The 21,682-nt window shown below is 67.9% G+C and carries 21 protein-coding genes; 12 read left to right on the top strand and 9 right to left on the bottom strand.

From position 1 onward, the window contains the following. Positions 1–36: 36 nt before the first annotated feature. Together QM806_RS01945 and QM806_RS01940 are read left to right on the top strand one after the other, a co-directional pair. Positions 37–3,813, top strand: coding sequence for a multifunctional oxoglutarate decarboxylase/oxoglutarate dehydrogenase thiamine pyrophosphate-binding subunit/dihydrolipoyllysine-residue succinyltransferase subunit (locus QM806_RS01945; RefSeq protein WP_043786942.1), 3,777 nt, complete (start codon positions 37–39; stop codon positions 3,811–3,813). Positions 3,814–3,821: 8 nt separating this feature from the next. After that, complete coding sequence (locus QM806_RS01940; protein WP_039950361.1) at positions 3,822–4,538, top strand: AAA family ATPase; 717 nt, start codon at positions 3,822–3,824, stop codon at positions 4,536–4,538. Here the strand turns inward: QM806_RS01940 and QM806_RS01935 are convergent. The 3 genes from QM806_RS01935 to QM806_RS01925 form a co-directional block, all read right to left on the bottom strand. Beyond that, positions 4,535–5,002, bottom strand: coding sequence for a hypothetical protein (locus QM806_RS01935; RefSeq protein ID WP_247607418.1), 468 nt, complete (start codon positions 5,000–5,002; stop codon positions 4,535–4,537). The two genes, QM806_RS01940 and QM806_RS01935, sit on opposite strands and share 4 nt — an antisense overlap. Positions 5,003–5,092: 90 nt before the next feature. Beyond that, positions 5,093–5,506, bottom strand: a complete 414-nt coding sequence (locus QM806_RS01930) for a hypothetical protein (RefSeq protein ID WP_249343804.1) — start codon at positions 5,504–5,506, stop codon at positions 5,093–5,095. A 93-nt stretch (positions 5,507–5,599) separates the two neighbouring features. After that, entirely contained in the window at positions 5,600–6,247 is a 648-nt protein-coding gene (locus QM806_RS01925) for a TetR/AcrR family transcriptional regulator (protein WP_005239342.1), read from the bottom strand. A gap of 70 nt (positions 6,248–6,317) precedes the next feature. On the opposite strand from QM806_RS01925, the gene QM806_RS01920 reads away from it, so the two are divergent. Genes QM806_RS01920 through QM806_RS01910 form a run of 3 tightly spaced genes read left to right on the top strand, consistent with a single transcriptional unit; the run spans position 6,318 to position 9,674 of the window. Next, a complete protein-coding gene (locus QM806_RS01920; protein WP_120659378.1) occupies positions 6,318–7,919 on the top strand; it encodes a flavin-containing monooxygenase in 1,602 nt (533 codons plus the stop codon). Further along, positions 7,916–8,746, top strand: coding sequence for an SDR family NAD(P)-dependent oxidoreductase (locus QM806_RS01915; protein WP_005560749.1), 831 nt, complete (start codon positions 7,916–7,918; stop codon positions 8,744–8,746). The genes QM806_RS01920 and QM806_RS01915 overlap by 4 nt, the downstream gene beginning before the upstream one ends. A gap of 7 nt (positions 8,747–8,753) precedes the next feature. Then, on the top strand, positions 8,754–9,674 hold the full coding sequence (locus QM806_RS01910) for an alpha/beta hydrolase (protein WP_005560751.1): 921 nt from the start codon (positions 8,754–8,756) through the stop codon (positions 9,672–9,674). Here QM806_RS01910 and QM806_RS01905 read toward each other — a convergent pair. Beyond that, complete coding sequence (locus QM806_RS01905; protein WP_005560753.1) at positions 9,633–10,574, bottom strand: ABC transporter substrate-binding protein; 942 nt, start codon at positions 10,572–10,574, stop codon at positions 9,633–9,635. The genes QM806_RS01910 and QM806_RS01905 overlap by 42 nt on opposite strands. A 143-nt stretch (positions 10,575–10,717) precedes the next feature. Between QM806_RS01905 and QM806_RS01900 the strand changes: the two genes are divergently transcribed. Genes QM806_RS01900 through QM806_RS01885 form a run of 4 tightly spaced genes read left to right on the top strand, consistent with a single transcriptional unit; the run spans position 10,718 to position 14,261 of the window. Then, the gene (locus tag QM806_RS01900) at positions 10,718–11,689 is read left to right on the top strand and encodes an ABC transporter substrate-binding protein (RefSeq protein ID WP_065490206.1); all 972 of its coding nucleotides are present in this window, start codon (positions 10,718–10,720) and stop codon (positions 11,687–11,689) included. A gap of 10 nt (positions 11,690–11,699) precedes the next feature. Further along, positions 11,700–12,857, top strand: coding sequence for an ABC transporter ATP-binding protein (locus tag QM806_RS01895; protein ID WP_169693552.1), 1,158 nt, complete (start codon positions 11,700–11,702; stop codon positions 12,855–12,857). Positions 12,858–12,861: 4 nt separating this feature from the next. Beyond that, on the top strand, positions 12,862–13,560 hold the full coding sequence (locus QM806_RS01890; RefSeq protein WP_005560756.1) for an ABC transporter permease: 699 nt from the start codon (positions 12,862–12,864) through the stop codon (positions 13,558–13,560). After that, positions 13,557–14,261 carry an ABC transporter permease gene (locus QM806_RS01885; protein ID WP_005560757.1) on the top strand — a complete coding sequence of 235 codons (705 nt, stop codon included), beginning with the start codon at positions 13,557–13,559 and terminating at the stop codon, positions 14,259–14,261. Before QM806_RS01890 ends, QM806_RS01885 begins: the two co-directional genes overlap by 4 nt. A gap of 82 nt (positions 14,262–14,343) precedes the next feature. Here the strand turns inward: QM806_RS01885 and QM806_RS01880 are convergent, their stop codons facing one another. The 3 genes from QM806_RS01880 to QM806_RS01870 form a co-directional block, all read right to left on the bottom strand. After that, on the bottom strand, positions 14,344–15,537 hold the full coding sequence (locus tag QM806_RS01880) for an NAD(P)-dependent malic enzyme (RefSeq protein ID WP_283290154.1): 1,194 nt from the start codon (positions 15,535–15,537) through the stop codon (positions 14,344–14,346). A gap of 376 nt (positions 15,538–15,913) precedes the next feature. Then, complete coding sequence (locus tag QM806_RS01875; RefSeq protein WP_169695220.1) at positions 15,914–16,273, bottom strand: hypothetical protein; 360 nt, start codon at positions 16,271–16,273, stop codon at positions 15,914–15,916. Continuing rightward, positions 16,270–17,124, bottom strand: a complete 855-nt coding sequence (locus QM806_RS01870) for a PHP domain-containing protein (RefSeq protein ID WP_005571687.1) — start codon at positions 17,122–17,124, stop codon at positions 16,270–16,272. Before QM806_RS01870 ends, QM806_RS01875 begins: the two co-directional genes overlap by 4 nt. 146 nt (positions 17,125–17,270) lie before the next feature. Between QM806_RS01870 and corA the strand changes: the two genes are divergently transcribed. Beyond that, positions 17,271–18,362 (top strand): magnesium/cobalt transporter CorA, encoded by a 1,092-nt coding sequence (corA, locus tag QM806_RS01865; RefSeq protein WP_037207598.1) that lies wholly within the window; start codon positions 17,271–17,273, stop codon positions 18,360–18,362. On the opposite strand, the gene QM806_RS01860 is transcribed toward corA, so the two are convergent. Further along, positions 18,359–18,946, bottom strand: coding sequence for a suppressor of fused domain protein (locus QM806_RS01860; protein ID WP_169695219.1), 588 nt, complete (start codon positions 18,944–18,946; stop codon positions 18,359–18,361). The two genes, corA and QM806_RS01860, sit on opposite strands and share 4 nt — an antisense overlap. Positions 18,947–19,011: 65 nt before the next feature. Here QM806_RS01860 and QM806_RS01855 point away from each other — a divergent pair, with 65 nt between their 5' ends. After that, on the top strand, positions 19,012–19,707 hold the full coding sequence (locus tag QM806_RS01855) for a metallophosphoesterase family protein (protein WP_169695218.1): 696 nt from the start codon (positions 19,012–19,014) through the stop codon (positions 19,705–19,707). After that, positions 19,697–20,563 (top strand): hypothetical protein, encoded by an 867-nt coding sequence (locus QM806_RS01850; protein ID WP_005264657.1) that lies wholly within the window; start codon positions 19,697–19,699, stop codon positions 20,561–20,563. Before QM806_RS01855 ends, QM806_RS01850 begins: the two co-directional genes overlap by 11 nt. Here the strand turns inward: QM806_RS01850 and QM806_RS01845 are convergent. Then, positions 20,553–21,659 (bottom strand): winged helix DNA-binding domain-containing protein, encoded by a 1,107-nt coding sequence (locus QM806_RS01845; RefSeq protein WP_133986450.1) that lies wholly within the window; start codon positions 21,657–21,659, stop codon positions 20,553–20,555. The two genes, QM806_RS01850 and QM806_RS01845, sit on opposite strands and share 11 nt — an antisense overlap. Positions 21,660–21,682: the final 23 nt, after the last annotated feature.

Raw genomic sequence — 21,682 nt, 5'->3', positions numbered from 1 at the left:
TCGGGTACCGAAATAGAAACGAGGCGAACACCTGCCGTGAGCAGCAGCTCTACATCCCAGTTCGGACAGAACCAGTGGCTGGTTGACGAAATGTACCAGCGTTTCCAGGACGATCCGTCGTCCGTGGACGCGAGTTGGCACGAATTCCTGACGGATTACTCTCCCGACGCCGCCGCCAAGGCAGGCGCAGCCAACGGACACGGCACGAACGGCACCACCACCGCCGCACCTGCTGCCGCTCCCTCCGCCAAGGCGTCGACTCCCCCGGTTCCCGAGTCCGAGACCGCACCCAAGCCTCAGACCAAGACGGCCAACGGTGCCGCGCCGAAGACTGCACCCAACGGTGCAGCTCCGAAGGCTGCTGCCCCGAAGACCGAGGCCTCCACGAAAGCCGCACCCGCGAAGGAGACCGCGGCGAAGGACGCGAAGGCGTCCGCTCCCGCTCCTGCCGTAGACGAGTCGAAGGTTCTCCGCGGCGCAGCTGCTGCCGTCGCCAAGAACATGTCGGCCTCGCTGGCCATTCCGACCGCCACCAGCGTTCGCGCCATCCCTGCGAAGCTGATGTTCGACAACCGGATCGTCATCAACAACCACCTCGCCCGTACCCGCGGCGGCAAGATCTCGTTCACGCACCTGCTGGGTTACGCGATCGTGCAGGCGGTCAAGGCGTTCCCGAACATGAACCGGCACTTCGCCGAGATCGACGGCAAGCCCAACGCGGTCACCCCCGCACACACCAACCTCGGTCTGGCCATCGACCTGCCGGGCAAGGACGGCAGCCGGTCCCTCGTCGTCGCCGCGATCAAGAACACCGACACCCACAACTTCACGCAGTTCTACAGCGCCTACGAGGACATCGTCCGGCGCGCGCGTGACGGCAAGCTCACCGCCGAAGACTTCTCGGGTGTCACGATCTCGCTCACCAACCCCGGCGGCATCGGCACCGTGCACTCCGTGCCGCGACTGATGAACGGCCAGGGCGCCATCATCGGTGCCGGCGCGATGGAGTACCCCGCCGAGTTCCAGGGCGCGAGCGACGAGCGCCTCGCCGAGATCGGCGTCGGCAAGCTCATGACGCTCACCTCGACGTACGACCACCGCATCATCCAGGGTGCCGAGTCCGGCGATTTCCTCCGGACCATCCACAACCTGCTGATCAGCGACGAGTTCTACGACGAGATCTTCCACGCGCTGCACATCCCGTACGAGCCGGTCCGCTGGCGCAAGGACGTGCCCGAAGGCGCCGTCGACAAGAACACCCGTGTTCTCGAACTGATCGCCGCGTACCGCAACCGCGGTCACCTGATGGCCGACACGGATCCGCTGCAGTTCGTCAAGGACAAGTTCCGCAGCCACCCGGACCTGGACGTCCGCACGCACGACCTGACCCTGTGGGACCTCGACCGCGAGTTCAAGGTCGGCGGCTTCCACGGCCAGGAGAAGATGAAGCTGCGCGACGTGCTCAGCGTGCTGCGCGACGCGTACTGCCGCCACGTCGGCGTGGAGTACACGCACATCCTGGAGCCGGAGCAGCAGCAGTGGCTGCAGGACCGGGTCGAGGCGCACCACGTCAAGCCCACGGTCGCTCAGCAGAAGTACATCCTGAGCAAGCTCAACGCCGCCGAGGCGTTCGAGACGTTCCTGCAGACCAAGTACGTCGGCCAGAAGCGGTTCTCCCTGGAGGGCGCCGAGTCCGTCATCCCGATGATGGACGCCGTCATCGACCAGGCCGCCGAGCACCAGCTCGACGAGGTCGTCATCGGCATGCCGCACCGCGGTCGCCTCAACGTTCTCGCGAACATCGTCGGCAAGCCGTACTCGAAGATCTTCACCGAGTTCGAGGGCAACATGAACCCGGCGGCCGCGCACGGCTCCGGCGACGTGAAGTACCACCTCGGCGCCGAGGGCACGTATATCCAGATGTTCGGCGACAACGACATCACCGTGTCGCTGACGGCCAACCCGTCGCACCTCGAGGCGGTCGACCCGGTCCTCGAGGGCCTGGTCCGCGCGAAGCAGGACATCCTCGACAAGGGTGAGGACGGCTTCACCGTCCTGCCACTCATGCTGCACGGCGACGCCGCGTTCGCCGGTCAGGGTGTCGTGGCCGAGACGTTGAACCTGGCACTGCTGCGCGGGTACCGCACCGGCGGCACCGTGCACATCGTGGTCAACAACCAGGTCGGTTTCACCACCGCCCCGGAGTACTCGCGTTCGTCCGAGTACTGCACCGATGTCGCGAAGATGATCGGCGCGCCGATCTTCCACGTGAACGGCGACGACCCCGAGGCCTGCGTCTGGGTCGCCCAGCTCGCTGTCGACTTCCGGGAGAAGTTCCAGAAGGACGTCGTCATCGACATGATCTGCTACCGCCGTCGCGGTCACAACGAGGGCGACGACCCGTCGATGACGCAGCCGGCGATGTACGACGTGATCGACACCAAGCGCAGCGTGCGTAAGAGCTACACCGAATCCCTGATCGGCCGCGGCGACATCTCGCTGAAGGAAGCCGAAGACGCACTCCGCGACTACCAGGGCCAGCTGGAACGGGTGTTCAACGAGGTTCGCGAACTCGAGAAGTACACGCCGGAGCCCAGTGAGTCGGTCGAGCTCGACCAGGTGCTGCCCACGAAGTTGAAGACGTCCGTCGACGAGTCGGTGCTCGAGCGGATCGGCGACGCGTTCGTCAACGTGCCCGAGGGCTTCACCGTGCACCCGCGCGTCAAGCCGGTCATCGAGAAGCGCCGCGAAATGTCCCGCGAGGGCAAGATCGACTGGGCGTTCGCCGAGCTGCTCGCATTCGGTTCGCTGGTCGACCAGGGCAAGATGGTTCGCCTGTCCGGCCAGGATTCCAAGCGCGGCACGTTCACGCAGCGTCACTCGGTCCTCATCGACCGCAAGACGGGCGCCGAGTACACCCCGCTGCAGAACCTGGGCAGCGAGAACCCCGGAAAGTTCCTGGTCTACGACTCCGCACTCAGCGAGTTCGCCGCCGTCGGCTTCGAGTACGGCTACTCCGTGGGCAACCCGGACGCGCTCGTGCTGTGGGAGGCGCAGTTCGGTGACTTCGTCAACGGCGCGCAGTCGATCATCGACGAGTTCATCTCGTCCGGTGAGGCCAAGTGGGGCCAGCTGTCCGACGTCGTGCTGCTGCTGCCGCACGGCCACGAGGGTCAGGGTCCCGACCACACGTCCGGTCGGATCGAGCGCTTCCTGCAGTTGTGCGCCGAGGGTTCGATGACCGTGGCCGTGCCGTCCACCCCGGCCAGCTACTTCCACCTGCTGCGTCGTCACTCGCTCGACGGAATCCGCCGCCCGCTGGTCGTCTTCACACCGAAGTCGATGCTGCGGAACAAGGCCGCGGTCTCCGACGTCGAGGACTTCACCACCGGCAAGTTCCGCTCGGTGTTCGAGGAGCCCACGTACGAGACGGGCGACGCCGAACGCGACAAGGTTCGTCGTGTCCTCCTCGTCAGCGGCAAGCTGTACTGGGAGCTGCTGGCGAAGAAGCAGAAGGACAACCGCGAGGACATCGCGATCGTCCGTATCGAGCAGCTGTACCCGGTTCCGAGCCGTCGTCTCCGCGAGACGCTGGACCGCTACCCGAACGCCACCGAGTTCCGGTGGGTTCAGGAGGAGCCGGCGAACCAGGGTGCGTGGCCGTTCTTCGGTCTCGCTCTGCCCGAGTTGCTGCCCGACAAGCTGTCCGGAATCAAGCGCATCTCGCGTCGTTCGATGTCGGCACCGTCCTCGGGTTCGAGCAAGGTGCACGCTGTGGAACAGCAGGAGATCATCGACGAAGCGTTCAGCTGAGCGTTTGATTGACTGATCTGCCATTGAGCCGGGTCGAGTTCACTCCACGGAGCGGATTCGACCCGGCTTCGTGGTATCTGGACCTGCCCTCGGTGGCGGAACTGTGCGACAACGGGCTGGCATTCGAGCGGCCGCTCACGGTGATCGTGGGTGAGAACGGTGTCGGGAAGTCGACTTTGGTCGAGTCGATCGCCGCGGCCTGGCAGGGCGGGTTCCGCGGGGCGCAGGACCGGTTGTGGTCGGCGGGATCCAGCCCCGAGGACGCGGACCTCGGCACTCACCTCACGTGTGTCGGCGCCCGGCCGCAGCCGTACGGCGGGTGTTTCCTGCGTGCCGAGTCGATGCATTCGCTGTTCGGTGCGGCCGACGAGTCACGTCCCCGCGCGGACGATCCGTCGTTCAACCAGCTCTCGCACGGTCAGTCGTTCCTGCGGTACGTCGCCGACCGTCCGATCGGCGTGGGCCTGTGGATTCTGGACGAGCCGGAGGCCGCGCTGTCGTTCCAGTCCTGCCTGGCGCTGCTCGGCGTGATCGCGGATCTCGCCGAGGAGGGCTCGCAGGTGATCATGGCGACGCATTCTCCCCTCCTCGCTGCCGCGCCCGGCGCCGCGATCTGGGAACTCACCGACGAGGGCATCGACTACCCCGAGTGGAATCAGCTCGACCTCGTCCGCAACTGGCGGTCGTTCCTCGACGGACCCGACCGCTTCCTGCGGCATCTCTAGGCCGGCCCCGCCTGCTGCCCAGCTTCCGCCAACGACCTCACGGCCCGGACGGCGAGGGCGGTGGCGGCGAGGAGTCCGCCGAGGGCGGCGAGGGTGAGCGCGTCGGGGTGGATCAGCGGCTGGCCGCGGAACGCCTGCCACGTGAGCACGGCGAGCAGCCCGGCGTAGGCGAGCGCCAGCACGGCCATCAGGGAGGCTCGGGTTCCCTCGCTGCGGAGCCACGGAATCCGCGACGCGAGGACGCTCAGAACGAGGGCGCCGATCAGCATCACCTGCAGGCCGTGCAGTCCGACGAAGTGCGGGATGCGGAGATCGCCGCCGGACGTGCTCCAGTTGGTGACCGGCAGTCCCGGATTCTCGTCGGTGACGCCGACGCTGTGCCGCGCGGCGAGTTCGGCGACGCGGCCGTTCGCGTCGGTAGTCGTCTGGCGACCCTGGAATCCCGTGAGGTAGCCGAGTGCCATCCCGGCCACCGCCAGGAACAGGCCTGCATGGATGGCTCGCTCGGGTGAGGGGACGATCCCCCACGCGCTGGAAGAGCAGAATCAGGGCGATCACGAGGTTCGCGACGAACAGTCCGGGACACCGGTCATGAACACGTACTGGCCGATCGTGTTGACGGCGTCGTCGGACGTGTTGAAGTGGCTGAACGTTCCGCGCGCAGCCTGCACCGCGATGAATCCGACGTCGAGGATGCCGGTCACGGCGAACACCGTCGCCATCGCGCGCGTCCATCTGCTGCCTCGGTGCGGGAGGGTCAGCAACCACGCCAAAGTGGCCCCGTAGAGCGCGAAGGAGACCGCGAACTTCAGCGGCTCGAGCCACACGGACACCCCGAGCACGGTCCGGTCGTCGCTGAGGAGGCCGACGGCGCACACCAGCGCGAGGACGGACATCGCGGCGACCATCACCGCCAGCGGCACCTGGCGGGACGCGACGACGCGGGAGCGGAGATCGAGGGTGGTCATGACGAGAACGCTAGAAACGTCGCATGCGTCACCACGTCACGCCGGGGAACGAAACCGGTGTCACCCGCGGGTACTACGGGCGTGCCCCGAGTACTAGGGGTGTCGGGTCGTGGTGGCCGACACCAGCGCGGCGGCGATCTCGGGTGCGGCGGCGACGGCGAGCGCGGGAAGGGCCTGAACGTTGAGTTCGATCAGTTCGTCGCGGGTCAGGTGCGGGTCGCGCAGCCAGGTGATCGTGACTTCCTCGACATAGGCGATCCAGCCCCGGACCGCGAGTTCGACCGCCCGGGTGGGCTCGATTCCGATCGCAGGCAGTTGTTCGAGGGTCCGTTCGGACATCACGGCGCGGGTCTCCTCGAAGACGGCGCGCATATCCGGGTCGCCACTCGCCGTTCCCCGCAGGAGCGACACGTACGTGCCCCGGTTCTCGCTGACGTAGTCGACGTACGACGCGAGCACCGAGCGCAGGATCTGCATCGGATCCCGCGCTTCCCCGACGTACGGGTCGGGGGCGGTGCGGGCGAGCATCTCGCTGCTGGTGTGCCGGACGATCTCGAGGTGGAAGTCGTGCTTGGACGCGAAGTAGTGGAACAGGAGGCCGCGGGAGACACCCGCCTGATCGGCGATGTCCTCGACGGAGATCTGTTCCAACGGGCGCTGCGCCAGCATCTTGGCACCGAGATCGATCAGTTGCGCGCGCCGTTGTTCGGGGCTGAGACGGGTCCGCTTCACGACGTCCATGAGACAAGACTACTGAATGAAGGTCAATAGGCTATTGACTGCCCCTCAATAGCGCCCTATTGTTTCTTACATGAGTCTCCCCGTCACAGATACTTCCGCCACCACCGCAGGTGTCCGGCACATCGACACGCTGATCATCGGCAGCGGGTTCGCCGGCCTCGGCGCGGCGATCAAGCTGACCCAGGCAGGCAAGACCGACTTCCTCGTGCTCGAACGCGGCACCGACGTCGGTGGTACCTGGCGAGACAACACGTACCCGGGCGCGGCGTGCGATGTTCCCTCACATCTGTACTCCTACTCGTTCGCACTGAACCCGGAGTGGACCCGGTCGTTCTCGACGCAGCCGGAGATCCAGAAGTACATCCAGTCGGTGGCCGACAAATACAAGGTGCGCGACAAGCACCTGTTCGGCTGTGACGTGCAGTCCGCCCACTGGAACGAGTCGACCACCCGCTGGGAGGTCACTACCACGAAGGGGAACTTCGTCGCGAAGGTCCTCGTCTCCGCGGTCGGCGCGCTGTGCGAGCCGTCCCTCCCTGACATCAAAGGCATCGAAGGCTTCCAGGGCGAGATCTTCCACTCCGCCCGCTGGAACCACGACGCCGACCTGACGGGGAAGCGCGTCGCCGTCATCGGCACCGGCGCCTCGGCCATCCAGATCGTGCCCGCCATCGGCAAGAAGGTGTCGCACCTCGACGTGTACCAGCGCACGGCGCCGTGGATCCTGCCCCGCGCGGACCGCGAGTACACGAAGCTCGAGCACGCCGCGTTCAAATACCTCCCCGGCTTCCAGAAGCTGTGCCGCACCGGCATCTACTGGATGCGCGAGAGCCAGGTCGTCGGACTCGCGAAGGCCCCGGTCTTCATGAAGCCGCTGCAGCTCGCGGCCGAGCGCCACCTGCGCCGCCAGATCAAGGACAAGGATCTGCGCAAGAAGGTCACGCCGAACTTCCAGATCGGCTGCAAGCGCATGCTGATCTCGAACAACTATTACCCCACCCTCGCGCAGGACAACGTCGACCTGGTGACCGACGGCATCGCCGAGGTCACGGCCAACTCGGTGATCTCGAAGGACGGCACCGTCCGCGAAGTCGATGCCATCGTCGTCGCCACCGGCTTCCACGTCACCGACTCCCCCACGTTCGAGGGCATCTTCGGCAAGGACGGGCGCTCGCTCGCCGACGTCTTCGACGAGGGCGGACAGCAGGGCTACAAGGGCGCGGCGATCGCGAACTTCCCCAACATGTTCTTCCTGGTGGGTCCGAACACGGGCCTGGGCCACACCTCGATGGTCTTCATGATCGAGTCGCAGCTCAACTACCTCGTCGACGCCCTGCAGACGCTCGACAAGTACGGCATCGGCAAGATCGAGGTCCGTCAGGACGCCCAGGACCGGTACAACGCCGAACTCCAGGAGAAGCTGTCGCACAGCGTCTGGAACAACGGTGGGTGCGCGAGCTGGTACCTCGACAAGCACGGCAACAACACCACGCTGTGGCCGGGCTTCACGTTCCAGTTCCGGAACGAGACGAAGCGCTTCGACCTCACCGCGTACGACAGCGTGGCCACCGCCGATCTTCCTGCACCCGTGCACGTGAACGGCAAGACCCCCGGCCCCGCCGCCATCCCGGCACAGATCGACCTCGACGACGACAAGGTGACAGCACAGTGAGCGAGTTCGCAGGCAAGGTAGTCGTGATCACCGGAGCCGGTTCCGGTATCGGCAGGGCGCTCGCCCTCAACCTGGCAGGCCGGGGTGCCAGACTGGCGATCTCGGACATGGACACGGTCGGGCTCGCCGAGACGACACGCCAGGCCGAGGCACTGGGCGCCGAGGTCAAGGCCGATCACCTGGACGTCACCCAGCGCGAGGCGGTGCTCGCGTACGCCGACGACGTGCGGGCGCACTTCGGCAAGATCAACCAGGTGTACAACAACGCCGGCATCGCCTACCACGGTGAGTTCGAGAAGTCCGAGTTCAAGGACATCGAGAAGATCATGGACGTGGACTTCTGGGGAGTCGTCAACGGCACCAAGGCTTTCCTGCCGCATCTCATCGCGTCGGGCGACGGCCACGTGGTGAACGTCTCGAGCCTCTTCGGGCTGCTGTCCATGCCGGGTCAGAGCGCGTACAACTCGGCGAAGTTCGCGGTGCGCGGTTTCACCGAGTCGCTGCGCCAGGAGATGCTGATCGCCAAGCACCCCGTCAAGGTGACGTGTGTGCACCCGGGTGGCATCAAGACGGCCATCGCCCGCAACGCCACCGCGGGACCGGGCGAGGACCTCGACACGTTCGCGAAGTTCTTCGACCAGAAACTCGCTCGCACCACTCCGGAGGCGGCCGCGGAGACCATCGTGAACGGTGTCCGCAAGGGCAAGCCGCGCGTCCTGATCGGCGCCGACGCCAAGTTCCTCGACGCCTGGGTGCGGCTCGTCGGACCGAGTTACCAGCGTGTGGTTGCCACCGTCGCCGGACGAGTCCTCCCCAAGTCGAACTGAGGTACCGATGAGCTTCCACCTGCCGCTGCCGGTCGTCGCGGCGGCCCTCCGGCCCTTCTACCGCCTCAGCCTCGACGCCCGGCTTCCGCACACCGTCCAGAGGGCGATCCTCGACCTCGGCGCTCCGCTGCAGCAGGTCCCTGCAGGTGCCGTCGTCCGCCCGACCTCGCTGGCCGGGCGGCCGGCGGAGCGAATCACGGTGGGAGCCACCGAACGCCGGACCGCCGTGCTCTACCTGCACGGTGGGGCGTACACGATCGGTTCGCTCGCCACGCACCGTTCGCTGGCCGCTCACATCGCGAGAGAATCCGGCAGTGTCGTCTACACCCTCGACTACCGGCTGGCTCCGGAGCATCCGTTCCCGGCCGGGCTCGAGGACGCGGTCGCGGCGTACATGGAGCTGAACACCGAACACGGTTACGAGACAGAGCAACTCGCCATCGCGGGCGATTCGGCGGGCGGTGGCCTGACGGTCGCCACCGCGCGGCGTCTGATCGACCGGCACGGTGTCACTCCGGCCGCGTTGGCGCTGATCGCCCCGTGGGTCGATCCCGGCAGGCGTGACACGTCCCGGGATCGGGATCTCGTGGTCAACACGGCGTGGTCGTTCGACGCCGCCGAGAAGTACCTGGGCAACGGAGACGCACACGATCCGGGTTACGCACCGCTGCATGGAAATCTGGCGGGACTGCCGCCGACGCTGATTCACGTCGGGGTGGACGAGGTGCTCTACCCGCAGATCATGGAATTCGTCGACAAGCTGAACGAGTCGGACGTGGACGTCACGCTCACCGAGTACGCCCGCCTGTGGCACGTCGCCCACCTGCAGGCGTCCCTGGTCCGCGAGGCCGCGGATGCGGTCGCGGAACTCGGGGCGTTCCTGGGTTCACAGATGAGCGTCGAGCCACACCCGCGCCACGTCGGCTGAATCTGCACCACCGCGGACCTGGCCGATCATGTCGGCCAGGTCCGCGGTCGTCAGCTCACCCGCCACGACGTTCAACGCCTTCAGCTGGGCTTCGGTGAGAGTTCCGATCCGGAACAGCGGCACCACGTTCTGTGCGGTGAACACGTGATCGTCGTCCGCCAGCAGCACCAGATCGGCGTCCGAGACGTCCGGTGACGCGGTGGTCACCCCGGCCACCCGCACGGCTCCGTCCGCCGATACCGGGGCGGCGAGTTCGCCGACGGCCGCGGCGTCGTCGGCCACTGTCCGGGTCTGCGCGAACGTGCAGCCGGTGAGGTCGGGAAGCGCGTCGGCCTCGAACGCCGGGGCGAGCACGGCAGTGCTCCTGCTGCACGAGGGAACGAGTTCGTCCAGGGTGGTGAGATCCAGCTGCCCCGACGTCTGCGAGGTCACGGCCAGCGCCGACCTGTCCTCGGCAGCCGCGAAGTCGGAGATCGAAAGCCCCTGCGGCAGAGCCTTGCTCAACGCCTCGAACACATCGTCCTGTTCCGTCTCCGCCGATTCGGGGGCGTAGTAGCGCAGCAACCGGCCCGTGAACTCCGGCACCAGCGTGACGTTTCCGGCATCGAGCTGCCCGAGGTACGCGGTCCGGTCGCCGAGTCCCCCGTCGGTGACGACCGGCGCCCCGGTCGAACGCAGGGCACCCGCATAGATTTCGGCCAGGATCCGGCTCTCCGCGCCGTCACCCGCACCCACCACGATCTCGCCCTGCCCCTGCCCCGCGGAACCGTCGAGGGTCGTGTCACCACCTGCGCATCCCGACGCCACCCCCGCGACCAGTAGCAGCGCGGACCCGGCGATCAGGGCCCGGGACCATGCCGCCGGGCGCTCGGCCGATCCGTCTGTCCGTGTGTGTGCCACGTCGCGCCTTTCGTTTACCTCGAGCTGGTCGAAAACCGTGCTCTGTCCGCCCCTATCGTTACACTGGCCAACCGATGGCGCGGACACGCGTCCACCGGTTTCCGTCGGCAGGTCCGGCGCCGGTGACAACGGGAAGGACGCTCATGCGCACCTCACGAATTCTGTCGGGCTTCACCCGCCGCTCCGTTGGCACTATCGCTCTCGCGACGGTGGCCGTCGTGTCGCTCGCGGCGTGCGGTGGCGGATCCGACCCCCTGTCCGCCGGCGGCGAGGGATCGGGTGACGACCCGAACACGATCATCGTGGGATCCGCGAACTTCCCCGAATCGGAGACGGTCGCGAACATCTACACCGAGGTCCTCCGTGCCAACGGGTTCGACGTGACGACGAAGTTCAACATCGGCAGCCGTGAGGCCTACATTCCTGCGCTCAAGGACGGGTCGATCGACGTCATCCCCGACTACACGGGCAACCTGCTGCAGTATCTCGACCCGGATTCGACGGCCACGAGCGCCGCCGACGTGGACGCCGCGCTGCCGGCCGCGCTGGGTTCGGAACTGACGATCACCACGCCGGCCCCGGCCGAGGACAAGGACGCCGTCGTCGTCACGAAGGAGACGGCGCAGCGCTGGAACCTCACCTCCATTGCGGATCTCGCGGCGCACTCGAACGAGGTCAAGTTCGGTGCACCCGCCGAATTCCAGGAACGCCCCGGTGGCCTGCCCGGCCTGAAGGCCAAGTACGGCCTGGACATCACGGCCGACAACTTCGTCCCGATCGCCGACGGCGGCGGTCCGGCCACGGTGGACGCCCTCGCGTCGGGACAGATCACGGCCGCCGACATCTTCACGACGTCCCCGGCCATCGCGCAGAACGGTTTCGTCGTGCTCGCGGATCCGCAGAACAACTTCGCGGCGCAGAACGTCGTGCCGGTGGTGCGCGCCACCAAGTCCTCCGACAAGCTGACCCGGGCGCTCGACGCACTGTCGGCGAAGCTGACCACCGAAGAGCTTGTCGCGCTCAACGATTCCGTGTCGGGTGACGCGAAAACCGAGCCGGCGGTGGCCGCGAAGCAGTGGGTGACGGACCAGGGGCTCGACAAGCCGGTCTCGTGAGGAGCCTGCCGTGATCACATTCTCGGGAGTCACGAAGCAGTACCCGGACGGCACGACGGCGGTCGACAACCTCGACCTGGAGATCGACGCCGAATCGTTCACGGTCTTCGTCGGGCCGTCCGGGTGCGGCAAGACCACGTCGATGCGGATGATCAACCGGATGATCACCCCGACCGCGGGAACGATCACGGTCGACGGCCGGGACATCGCCCAGACCGACGCGGTGAAGCTTCGGCTCGGCATCGGCTACGTCATCCAGAGCGCAGGACTGCTGCCGCACCGCACGGTGGTCGACAACGTCGCGACCGTGCCGGTGCTGCGCGGCGACTCACGACGCAACGCCCGCAAGGCCGCGTTGGCGGTGCTCGAACGGGTCGGACTCGACCCGGCGCTGGCGTCCCGCTATCCCGGGCAGCTGTCCGGCGGGCAGCAACAACGCGTCGGGGTCGCGCGGGCGCTGGCCGCCGACCCGCCGATCCTGCTGATGGACGAGCCGTTCAGCGCCGTCGATCCCGTTGTCCGCGAAGATCTGCAGGCCGAGATGCAGCGCCTGCAGGCCGAGATGCGCAAGACGATCGTGTTCGTCACCCACGACATCGACGAGGCCGTCAAACTCGGCGACCGGGTGGCGGTCTTCGGGCCGGGTGGCCGGTTGCAGCAGTACGACGCGCCCGACACGGTGCTGTCCGCGCCGGCCACCGATTTCGTCGCCTCGTTCGTGGGACGCGACCGCGGGTACCGCGGACTGTCGTTCCGGACGGCAGATCAGGTTCCGCTGCACACCATCCGGACGGCGACCGAGAAGGAGTTGCCCGGGCTCCGGCTCGAACAAGGTGAATGGGTCCTGGTCGTCACGGATGCGGGCGTTCCGCGGGGCTGGATCGACGTCACCGGCGTCGAGGGGGCGCGGGCCGGACGGCCCGTCTCCGAATGCACTGCGGCGGGCGGATCCCTCTTCTCCCCCGGTGCCGACCTGCGGCAGGCCCTGGACGCGGCCATCTCCTCGCCGTCGGGCATCGGAGTGGCCGTCGACCCGGACGGCGCGGTCACCGGCGGCATCCTCGGCTCCGAGGTGATCGCGAAGCTGGCCGAGCAGCGGGCGGCCGAGGATCGCGCGCGGGGTGAGCACTACTTCACTGCCCAACCGGCAACCCCGGACGGGCCGTGATCCCATGCGGTGGCTCATCGACAATTTCTCGGTCGTCGTCGACCTGACGAAGACCCATCTCTATCTCGCGCTGGTTCCGCTGTTGATCGGGTTGCTCATCGCGGTCCCGGTCGGGACCGCGATCCGGGGTGCGTCCTGGCTGCGGAAGATCACGCTGATCGTCGCGGGTATCGCGTTCACGATCCCGTCGCTGGCGTTGTTCGTGACGATCCCCTCCGTCGTCGGACTGCAGATCCTGGACCCGCTCAATGTGGTGATCGCGCTGACGATCTACTCCACCGCCCTGCTCATCCGCGCCGTGCCCGAGGCCCTCGACTCCGTTCCCGCCGACGTCGTCGACTCCGCCACCGCGATGGGTTTCACCCGGCTCCGCCGGGCCCTGACCGTCGAATTGCCCCTCGCGCTACCCGTTCTCGTCGCGAACGTGCGAGTGGTGGCGGTGACCAACATCTCGCTGGTGTCGGTGGGTTCGCTGATCGGGATCGGCGGTCTCGGCACCCTGTTCACCCAGGGCTACCAGCGAGACTATCCGGACCAGATCCTCGCCGGGATCATCGCGATCGTCGTTCTGGCCCTCGCGTTCGACCTGCTGCTGTTCCTGGTCGGGCGGGCACTGACACCGTGGACCCGGCAACAGAGGGTCCGGCGCACGCCGCTGGTCGCGGGACAGTCGGCGGCCCCGGCCGCAGGGGAGGCTTCGTGAACATCTTCGGCGGCGCATGGGAGTACATCGTCGATCCGGGTAACTGGTCGGGAAGCACAGGAATCGGGGCCCGCATCCTCGAACATCTCTGGTACAGCTTCCTGGCGGTCGCCCTGTCCGCGGTGGTCGCGGTGCCGATCGGTCTGATCATCGGGCATCTGCGCAAGGGTGACGTGGTCGTGGTCGGTCTCGTCAACGCGCTCCGCTCGCTGCCGACGCTGGGTCTGCTGACGTTCCTGGTGCTGCTGCTCGGGCTGGGTCTGATCCCGCCGATCCTGGCCCTGGTGATCCTCGGAATCCCGCCGGTGCTCGCGGGCACGTACGCGGGTGTCGCGAACGTCGACCGGACGGTCGTGGACGCCGCCCGCGCGATGGGAATGACCGAGTGGCAGGTCCTCACACGTGTCGAGGCCCCGAATGCGCTGCCGCTCATGCTCGGCGGGCTGCGCAACGCCACCCTGCAGATCATCGCGACCGCAACGGTTGCTGCGTACGTCAACCTCGGCGGCCTGGGACGCTACATCTTCGACGGACTGGCGCTGCGCCAGTACGACCGGGTGCTCGTCGGTGCGCTGCTCGTGACGATCCTCGCCCTCGTCGTGGACGGCCTGCTCGCCCTGGCGGTGTGGGCGTCCGTTCCGGGGACCGGCCGTCTGCGCCGCAACCCGAGCGCCGAACAGATCGCCGACCGCGCGTCGTAGCGAAGGAGTCGCCCAACGGCAAACACCCCGACACCGGAACCGTGGGTGCGGGTTCCGGATCGGGGTGCTCGACGGATTCTCGCTAGTCGGTGACGCCTTCTGCGCGAGCAGCGGCGGCGACTGCCTCCGCGACAGCGGGGGCGACGCGAGGATCGAGCGGGCTGGGAACGATCTTGTCTACAGCCAGCTCGTCACCGACGACCGAGAGGATTGCCTCGGCGGCGGCGAGCTTCATACCTTCGGTGATCCGGCGGGCACCGGCATCGAGCGCGCCCCGGAACACACCGGGGAAGGCCAGCACATTGTTGATCTGGTTCGGGAAATCCGAGCGTCCGGTGGCCACGATCGCCGCATGCTTGCGGGCGATGTCGGGGTGGATCTCCGGGTCCGGGTTCGACAACGCGAACACGATCGAATCCTGCGCCATCGTCGCGATCAGCTCCTCCGGCACGGTGCCCGCGGACACCCCGAGGAACACATCCGCCCCGTCGAGGGCTTCGGCGGTGCCGCCGCGGCGGCCGGCCGGGTTGGTGCGCGCGGCCAGGTCGACCTTGACCTCGTTCAGGTCCTTGCGGTCGGCGGAGACGATGCCCTTCGAATCGAGGACCGTCACGTCGGCGATCCCGGCGGCGAGCAGGATGTTCGCGCAGGCGACACCGGCGGCGCCGGCGCCGGAGATGACCACCCGCAACTGGTGGAGGTCGCGGTCCTGGACCTTGACCGCACCCTTGAGGGCGGCCAGGACGACGATGGCGGTGCCGTGCTGGTCGTCGTGCATGACCGGGCAGTCCAGGGCCTCGATGACGCGCTGTTCGATCTCGAAGCAGCGCGGCGCGGAGATGTCCTCCAGATTGACCGCACCGAAACTCGGGCGCAGCCGGATCAGGGTCTCGACGATCTCGTCGGGGTCCTTGGTGTCGAGGACCAGCGGGATCGAGTTCAGGCCCGCGAAGTTCTTGAACAGGGCGGACTTGCCCTCCATCACGGGCAGGGAGGCGCGGGGGCCGATGTCGCCGAGGCCGAGCACCGCGGAGCCGTCGGAGACGACGACCACGAGGCGGCTGGTCCAGGTGTACCGGTCGGCGAGGGTTTCGTCGGCGGCGATGGCGCGCGAGACCTGCGCGACGCCGGGCGTGTAGGCGATGGACAGGGCGCGCTGCGTATCGAGGGCGGTCGTGGTCTCAACCGAGAGCTTCCCCCCGATGTGGCCGGCGAAGATCTCCTCGTCGGTCAGCTCGACCTTCTGCGGTGTGGTGGGTTCGGACACGATGGACACGATGACACTCCTGCTAAGTCCAGGCTCACTCGGGGCCGGGTTACTGAGAAGTAACCGTGAGGATCGGCGCTGATCTTCACAGTTACTCCACGAACGACAACTGAGGGTGAAGCTTCCGGGGTGCGCGATCACGATGGCCGCAGAACTTCCGAAGCGTCATGGCACGGGCGGGTGAGCCCTGGCAACACTGCCATAAACCCCCGCCGAAGGGCGGTGGCGCCGACGTCGGAGTGGTGCTAAGTCTGGCACGAATATCGATGCACAATCAAATTGCCACGAGAGTCAGATGTCTCACGTTTTCTGGCCTCTACCTGTGAGAACAAGTTACCCGCGGGTCACTGTGAGAGCCGGTTTCACATAACGCGCCGGGCGTCCGTCAACCCCACCACTGGGTAGCCAGCAGAAGCGCCGCCGCCGCGAGGATGGCGACGGATGCGACCACGGCGACGAGACCGTCGCGGCGGTCCGCACACCTTTGCGCCACGATCACGAACACGGACGCGACCAGGTGTGCGGTGATGGAGATCGTCCCCGGGCCGGGGAAGCCCCGGCCGCCGCCCACGTAGGCGGAGCCGATCACGACGAGGCAGAGGATCACCACGCCGGCGGCGACGGCCCCGCTGAGGGCGCGCAGTGCGCGGACCACGAGAGGGCTGCGTCGCGGTCCGGTGGCCGTCACCGTCCGCGGGAGGATGGGAGCATAGGGGTCGTACCGCTCGGACTCGTGCGTGTTCATGCCGAGACCACCTGCACCCCGGATGCTTTCGATACGAGGGTGTCGAATTCGTCGGTGTCCGTCGAGAACTCGCCGAGCCGGATGGCCTTGTTCGTACCGTGGTAGTCGGAGGAGCCGGTGACGACCAGACCGCACTCGTCGGCCAGTTCCTGCAGTACCCGCGCGTCGTCCGACGAGTGGTCGGGGTGATGTGCCTCTAGCCCGTGGAGACCGGCTCCCGCCAGGTCACGGACGTGATCGAGTGACAGTAGTCGTCCCCTCGTGCGGGCCCGTCCGTGGGCGAGGACGCTCACGCCCCCGGCCTCGGCCACCAGTTGCACGGCGTCGTCGAGGGGGGTGTCCGACTTGTCGACGAAGTACCTGCCGCGTGGGGCCAGCAGATCCACGAACGCCTCACCGACGCTGCCCACCACACCGGCGCGCATCAGAGCCCTGGCCAGGTGCGGGCGCCCCGCCGCGGGTCCCGCCTCCGCGAGCACCTCGTCGGCGTCGATGGGCAGACCGTCCTCCATCATCAACTCGGCCATCGCGCGGATTCGCACGATCCGCTCGTTCCGCAACCGTTCCCGCTCGCGTGCGAACGCCGCGTGCGCGGGATCGAACAGGTAGGCGAGGAGATGCACCGCGACCGGGCGTCCGTCCTCACCGCGCCCCTCGCAGGACATCTCCATGCCGCGCACCAGCGCGAGCCCCGCAGGCAACGCCGCGGCCGCTTCGGCCCACCCCGCGGTCGTGTCGTGATCGGTGATCGCCACGATGTCGAGTCCCGCCGCCCCCGCGGCGCGCACCAGGTCCGCCGGGCTGTCGGTTCCGTCGGAGGCCGTCGAATGGGTGTGGAGATCGATGAGCACCAGACCAGTCTGTCAGGTGTCGCGGCACGGGGTCCGCGCGTGCGGCCCGGAGGCCTGGCGTGTCGTGCGACGCCGCCGGCCCGGAGCGGGTGCTGACGTACGATTCACCAGCAGCGTTTCCGACTCGACGGTGAAGGGAGGGGCCCGTGCCGTCTGTGCCCTCGCTCCCCAAGCGCGGCAGCGACAAGGATCAGCGCAGCGGTGACAAGGACCCGGGCCCCAGGATCCGCATCCCGACCGCGCGCGCCATCGTCGACTGTGGTGTGTATGTCGACGGCACGAGGCTTCCCGGCAAGTACACGCACCAGGCCGCGATGGCCGAGGTCCGCACACGGGGTGAAGGATTCGTGTGGGTCGGGCTGCTCGCCCCCGACGAGGGGCAGATGGAGAGCGTGGCCGAGACGTTCGGGCTGCACGAATTGATGGTCGAGGACGCCGTCCACGCCCACCAGCGGCCGAAGCTGGAACGCTACGACGACGTGCTGTTCCTGGTGCTACGGACCGTCAACTACGTGCCGCACGAGTCGGTGGCCACCGCCAGCGAGATCGTCGAGACCGGCGAGATCATGGTGTTCGTTGGCGCCGACTTCGTCATCACCGTGCGGCACGGTGACCACTCCCCGCTCGCGAACGTCCGCCACGCGCTGGAGGCGAACCAGGAGCGGCTCGCACTGGGCCCGTACGCGGTGCTGCACGCCGTCGCGGACCACGTGGTGGACACGTACCTCGAGGTCACCCAGGCCATCGAGGAGGACGTCGACGGCATGGAGGAGGCGGTGTTCAGTCCGCGCAGCAGCGTCGCGGTCGAACACATCTACCTTCTCAAGCGCGAGATCGTCGAACTCCGCAAGTCGGTGAACCCGCTGTCCAATCCGCTGCTCCGGCTGACGCGATCCCCGGGCAATCCGGTGCCGAAGGAGATCCGCCGCTACTTCCGCGACGTCCTCGACCACCACACCACCGTCGCCGAGCGGATCGCCGAATACGACGAGGTTCTCAGCTCACTCGTCGATGCCGCCCTCGCCAAGATCGCCGTGCAGCAGAACACCGACATGCGCAAGATCTCGGCGTGGGTGGCCATCGCGGCAGTGCCGACGATGATCGCGGGCATCTACGGCATGAACTTCGACAACATGCCCGAACTACATTGGCAGTACGGCTATCACGGCGTGGTGTTCGTGATCGCGTCGGTGACGGTGGGCCTGTTCGTCACGTTCCGCCGGAACCACTGGCTCTAGAGGGACGCGGCACCGCGGTGCGGATCGCGGACGTCGATGCCCGCCTCCGCCCAGGCGTCGCGCAGTGCGCCGGCGCCGCGCAGTCGGACCCACGCCGCCTCGGTGCCGGTGATCGGCACGACCGCGAGGAACCGCACGGCCTCCGCGGGTTCGGGCAGCGGGAGGTCGGGAACGGACGACTCACCGAGCAGCACGGCCGTGAACGGTGTGTCCTTCCACAGCGGCTCCCCCAGGTCGAGCAACGCGTCCTCGACGAGAACCACGCCTTCCACCGACGGCGCCGCCGCCAGGACCGCGAGTGTGCGCGCAACTCCCGACGCCACCCCGGCCCCGCCGCGCAGGGTGAGGATCAGTTCGGCGCGGGGGCCCCGGAGAGGGTCGGCCACCAGCTCGCCGGGGTCGCCCATCGGGTGCCGGGAGCACCCCAGGGTCACGTAGCGAACCAGATCCTCGTCGTCGGGTGCGAACCGCAGCACGTCCAGCGGCTCGACGCCCAGGAACGTCACCGATGCCGCAGTCGGCTCCGGTCCCCCGATCTGCCTCAGCAGGTGCGCGCGAACAGAGGCCACAACGCTGTCAGTCACCCCGCAATCAAACCACCGAAGCCGCTCACCCGTCCTCCGGCCTCGCGAGCCGGTAGCGTCGGAGCATGGTCTCGGTACTCGCAGTGTCCGACGAGACGATCGAGTCGCTGTGGAGTTCGCAGGTGCGTGCCATGGACGTCGACTTGATCCTCGGTGCGGGCGATCTCCCGTTCGACTACCTGGAGTACCTGATCGACGCGCTCGACGCGCCGTGCGTCTTCGTGCCGGGCAACCACGACGCCGATCTGTCCGGCTACTCCGCGGGACGTGTCGGATGGATGCGGGCGGGTCTGCCCTCGGCGTGGCCGGGGCCCTGCGGCGCGGTCAACGCGGACGGCCGGATCGTGCGGATCGCTGGCCTGCGCATCGCGGGCCTGGGTGGGTCGATCCGCTACAACGACGGCCCCAATCAGTGGACCGAGCGGCAGCAGCGGCGGCGGGCGCGCAACCTGGCGCTGACGAGTGCGTGGCACGCACGCCGCTCGGGTGTGTCCGGCGTCGACGTGCTGCTCACGCACAGCCCACCCCGCGGAGTGGGCGACCAGGAGGATCCACCGCACCGGGGTTTCGAATGCTTCGAGACCCTGGCGGGCAGGTTGCAGGCCCGCGTCATGATTCACGGGCACGTCCACCCGTACGGCCGGGCGGCCGAGGACCGCACGCTCGGCGCGACGACGGTGATCAACACCGTGGGATTCACCCTGCTGGAGTTGGCCCCGGGTGCCGACCCCACCATCGTCAGGCGCAGGCATGGCACGTGACACCGGGTTCCCCGCCGCCGACGCGGAGAACGATTTCACCCGCCAGCGTCGTCGCGCCGAGTTGTCGCGGCTGGTCAGCTGGCTTCGCCGCGAACCGGACGACGTCAACGAGATCCTGCCGTTCGACGAGGTGGTCGCGGCAGTCGGACGGGTCGGGGAACGATCGCTCGGACTGCAGGTGATCCCGGTCAACTCCATCGTCGGGAGCGTCGACCGGACCCGCGACTTCGACCGGTTCTTCCGGCCCACGTCCACCCGCGTGCGCGAGCGCTGGCAACGGCTGGCGGCCGCGCAGCGCCGGGGCGAGTCGGTGCCGCCGATCCAGGTGTATCGGATCGGGTCCATGCACTTCGTCAGCGACGGCCACCACCGCGTCTCCATCGCGTACGCGATGCACTGGAGCACGATCGACGCCTACGTCACCGAGATCCAGACCAAGATCTCCCCCGACGGGATCGCGCAGCGAGGCGACCTGGTCATCAAGGATCACCGCCGCCTGTTCCTCACGCGGGTGCCGTTGAGCGGGCCGCAGCGGGCGGCCGTGGTCGTCACCGATCCCTGGGAGTACGCCGAGATCAGCCAGAGCGTCGAGGCGTGGGGCTTCCGGCTCATGCAGGAGGTGGGCGAATTCCTCAGCCGTGAGACCGTGGCCCGGCGCTGGTTCGGTGAGGAGTTCCTGCCGGTGGTCCGGATGCTGCGGGCCGCGGAGATGCTGCCCGACCACACCGACGCCGAGGCCTACCTGTGGGTGGCGCGCGAGCGGTACCGCCTTGTGCGCCAGCATGTCTGGAACGACGAGATCATCGCCGAGCTCAGTCATCTCGCACCGCGCAGGCACAAACCGGCTAGTCCGTGAACCGCACGACGCGCTCGGGCGCGTCGGGGTGCGCGAACTTCAACAGTCGCCTGCCCTCCGCCTCGATCGCGGTGCGGTGCGTCTTCGCGATCTTCGCCAACGGCTCCACGTCGAGTACCGCACGGGACTTCTCGACCACCGTCGTGGTGAACGCCGCGACCCTGCCGTTCACCAGGACGGCAGGTTTGATGATGCCGTTCTGGGTGAAGACCTTCTTCCGCACGTCGTCGTCGAGGAGGCGCCCGCGGTCCGCGTGCGAGAGCAGCACGTTGTCGAACGGCGCGAGGATGCGGACGGGGGCGGGGGTGCCCGGGTCGGGGCGGGGTGCGTCGGGAAGGTCGAAGAGTTCCGGACCCGATTCCCCCGCGAACACCCGGAGTTCCGGCCGCAGCCGGTCCAGGACCTCACCGAGCCGGGTCAGTCCCGACCAGGCCTGGGCGTCCCGCGCGCTCGCGGGGCCGAACGCGGCGAGGTAGCGCAACAGCATCGTGTCGATGGACGGCGCGGCGGACAGTGGACGACCCACCCACGACTCCAGCGTCGACAGCGCCGGCTGCCCCGACCTGCCCCACAGCCCGCGCGGCGGAACCTGGACCATCGGGACCAGTCCCCGCACCCCGTGGGCGAGCGCGGCGCCGTCGCGGCCGGGGAACCGCTCCTCGAGCAGGGGCCGCATCTGCGATTGCGTGCGGGGTTCGTCACGCACCAGTTCGCGTCCCGCGGCGGCGAGGGCGCCGAGGTCGATCCCGTCGAGACTCGACCGGTACTGCGTGTTGGTGTGGAGGTCGCGGTCGAGCAGCGGTTGCGTCAGCGGACGGAACGAGAGCGCGTCCGAGGACGACAGGGCGAACACCGTCCCGCGCATCGCGACGATCCGCACCACCGCGCGTTTCTCGATGAGGTCCGACAGCGACTCGGCGCGGAATCGTGTCAACCGCGCCCACAGTGCGAAGTACGGCGGGGCCGGAGCCTGGGCCTGCAGTCCGCAGAGGTGCTCGATCATGTCGAGGGCGGACGCGTCCGAACGGCTCAGCAGCGATTGCCGGGCCAGTGTCGCCCTGCCCAGCGCTCGATTCGACATGCGGTCGGACCCCACCGTGAACCCCTTCGTTAGTTAGC

The sequence above is a fragment of the Rhodococcus sp. IEGM 1351 genome, assembly GCF_030056875.1.
In the GTDB taxonomy this organism is placed as follows: Bacteria; Actinomycetota; Actinomycetes; order Mycobacteriales; family Mycobacteriaceae; genus Rhodococcus_F; species Rhodococcus_F opacus.
This window is presented reverse-complemented; position numbering and strand designations above follow the sequence as displayed.

What these genes read in the sequence shown, in the direction of transcription:
- QM806_RS01875 (WP_169695220.1), bottom strand. Translation starts at nt 16,273, where the DNA reads ATGAACACGCACGAGTCCGAGCGGTACGACCCCTATGCTCCCATCCTC.
- QM806_RS01890 (WP_005560756.1), top strand. Translation starts at nt 12,862, where the DNA reads ATGCGGTGGCTCATCGACAATTTCTCGGTCGTCGTCGACCTGACGAAG.
- QM806_RS01855 (WP_169695218.1), top strand. Translation starts at nt 19,012, where the DNA reads ATGGTCTCGGTACTCGCAGTGTCCGACGAGACGATCGAGTCGCTGTGG.
- QM806_RS01925 (WP_005239342.1), bottom strand. Translation starts at nt 6,247, where the DNA reads ATGGACGTCGTGAAGCGGACCCGTCTCAGCCCCGAACAACGGCGCGCG.
- QM806_RS01930 (WP_249343804.1), bottom strand. Translation starts at nt 5,506, where the DNA reads ATGACCACCCTCGATCTCCGCTCCCGCGTCGTCGCGTCCCGCCAGGTG.
- QM806_RS01900 (WP_065490206.1), top strand. Translation starts at nt 10,718, where the DNA reads ATGCGCACCTCACGAATTCTGTCGGGCTTCACCCGCCGCTCCGTTGGC.
- QM806_RS01910 (WP_005560751.1), top strand. Translation starts at nt 8,754, where the DNA reads ATGAGCTTCCACCTGCCGCTGCCGGTCGTCGCGGCGGCCCTCCGGCCC.
- QM806_RS01935 (WP_247607418.1), bottom strand. Translation starts at nt 5,002, where the DNA reads ATGGCACTCGGCTACCTCACGGGATTCCAGGGTCGCCAGACGACTACC.
- QM806_RS01920 (WP_120659378.1), top strand. Translation starts at nt 6,318, where the DNA reads ATGAGTCTCCCCGTCACAGATACTTCCGCCACCACCGCAGGTGTCCGG.
- QM806_RS01850 (WP_005264657.1), top strand. Translation starts at nt 19,697, where the DNA reads ATGGCACGTGACACCGGGTTCCCCGCCGCCGACGCGGAGAACGATTTC.